The organism is Lacinutrix salivirga (assembly GCF_053604675.1).
This window is the reverse complement of record NZ_JBSHNP010000144.1, coordinates 1-406: the sequence shown is the minus strand read 5'-3', so window position 1 is coordinate 406 and position 406 is coordinate 1. Positions and strand designations below refer to the sequence as shown.

The following is a 406-nucleotide window of genomic DNA, read 5'->3' as shown; positions in this document are numbered from 1 at the left end:
GATGAAGTAGATGATTTATTTAAATTGTCAAAAGAAACCTATAAAGACAAGCGTATTTTAGAAATAAAAGAGCATCTTGATGATGTTTTAGGTTTAATAAAAAAAGAAACTAGAGTTTTTCAAGGAACTAAATACGAAATTAAAATATTTGATAAACAAATTACTTGGTCTGTTTTAGATAAGAATGATTTTTGGAAAAATAGTGCTAAATTGCAAGAAGGAGTTTTAGAATTCGATTTTAATACTTATGGAATAAAAGGATTAGGACAGCATTGGACAGATGAAGTTTTTGAAGTATTTGGCGAGAGAATTAAAAAAGTAAAAGCAGTCTGGAAGTTAGACCCAAAATATCCCAACGGAGAATCTTTAGGACACAAAGAATTTTGGAAAGAAATGGATAATAGTT

General features: G+C 28.1%; 1 protein-coding gene. It reads left to right on the top strand.

Going from position 1 to position 406, the window contains the following annotated elements:
* Positions 1 to 406 (top strand): hypothetical protein (locus ACVC5O_RS15755; RefSeq protein ID WP_452222437.1); only part of this gene is annotated, 406 nt, incomplete at both ends.